This window comes from Frankia gtarii (assembly GCF_025403375.1).
Classification (GTDB): Bacteria; Actinomycetota; Actinomycetes; order Frankiales; family Frankiaceae; genus Frankia; species Frankia gtarii.
The window spans coordinates 1-1566 of record NZ_JAMPTM010000524.1; the positions used below are offsets into that span (position 1 = coordinate 1).

Sequence of the window (1566 nt, forward strand, 5' to 3'; positions counted from 1 at the left end):
GTGGCGGTGGCGGGGGGGGGGCAGCGCGCTGGGCTGCGAGAGCAGGAACACTCCGCCGACGACGAGCACGGCGGAGACCGCGACGCCAGAGATGACCCCGGACCCCCTCGGAGCGGGGACCCCGAACACCAGGACGCCGAGCGCGTAGGCAGCGGTCGGGTTGGTGATGTTCATGGCGGTGACGGCCGCGGTCAGCGGACCGACCGCGTAGGCCATTTGACCTAGACACAGGCTCGTCAGTGTCACCCCGCACAGGGCGTAGGCGAACCAGTGCGTCACTGTCGCGTCGAACCCGTTGTCGAGGGTTTCGTCGGTTGCCTGCTTGAGCAGCAGTGCGCTCAACGCGAAGAACAATCCGGCGGCGATACCGAACAGCGTCGCCCGTCCCACCGGCCCCCTCCCGCGCGACACGGTGACCAGCACGGCGGCCAGCGCGACGATCGTGATGATCGCCAGCACCAGGCGTTCCTGGTCAAGGGGCGGATGGGTGGGTAGCCGATCCTGCACGCCGAGCAGCAGCGCGAGTCCGGCGCAGATCGCCGCGATGGCCCACCACGCCGTTCGGGCCATCCGCAGCCGCGTGCCGACCAGCCCGAGGGGGAGCGCGAACAGCAGCTGGGTGACCATGAGCGGCTGCACCTCGGCGAGCGATCCCAGATGCAGCGCGAGCGCCTGGGTGAGGAAGCCGGCCAGGTTCGTCAGCCAGCCGACCAGCCATAACGGCTCGCGGACGAGGTCGAGCAGGTGCCCGAACCCCGGCACGGCCATGTCGTTGTCGTCGCGCGTCGCGAACCGGCTGCGGCCCGCCGCGCGCTGCTGGAGGGCGGCCGACGACGCCAGCAGGAACGCGGCGAGCAGCGCGAGCGGGATGAAGAGGGGCACGGGCGGTGCGGGCGATCAGCAGGTGCCGCGCGGGCCGGCGGTGGCCGGCGCGGGGCGGGGTGATGGTCGCGTCGCGGCCGCTCTGCCATCGCCGACGCGGGCGCCCGGACCGTGGCTGCGCGTGGGACCGACTGGCCGAGGACGATCATCCGGAGCGGACAAGTAGGACACGATGGCCCGTAATGTACCGGTCCTGCCTGCTCGGGATCCGTGGCCGTGGGGCTTGCCGACGCGCCTTACCACCCGAATCGGCTACCTCGCTGGGTGTCATCGATTTGGGCCCTGGTCGGGCTGGTCACCCGTACGTTGTCACTTGCCCGCGAATGACTGGAATGCGGGACCGATCGGGCCTGCCGACCTTGATATACAGACAGAGGGGGCGGGTCCACGGTGACCTGTTCGGGGGGGAATGACGGCGATGCTGACGCCGGTGCTGATTCTGTTGGGACTAGTACTCGTGCTCACGGCCGCGGTGGCTCTGACCCGCCAACCGGCCGAGCCTGAGATGTTCCCAACCGACCGAGATCCATACGAGCAGTGGGCCGCGTCGACCGTCGACGCCGACGCCTGGGGGTCGTTGCCCGACCGGACCCGCAAGGACGTCGGCGCCGGCCGGCCTGAGGCCGATGCCGGCCGGCCTAAGGCCGACGAGCCCGCCCCCGCACCTACTCCCACGTTCACGCC

2 protein-coding genes are annotated in these 1566 nt (G+C 70.8%); one reads left to right on the forward strand and one right to left on the reverse strand.

The genetic code is table 11. The features are described 5' to 3' along the window. A partial coding sequence (locus NBZ83_RS32055) for a DMT family transporter (protein ID WP_261576502.1) occupies positions 1-882 on the reverse strand: 882 nt, incomplete at its 3' end. Positions 883-1312: 430 nt separating this feature from the next. On the opposite strand from NBZ83_RS32055, the gene NBZ83_RS32060 reads away from it, so the two are divergent. After that, positions 1313-1566: hypothetical protein (locus tag NBZ83_RS32060; protein WP_261576503.1), on the forward strand; the 254-nt coding region annotated here is incomplete at its 3' end.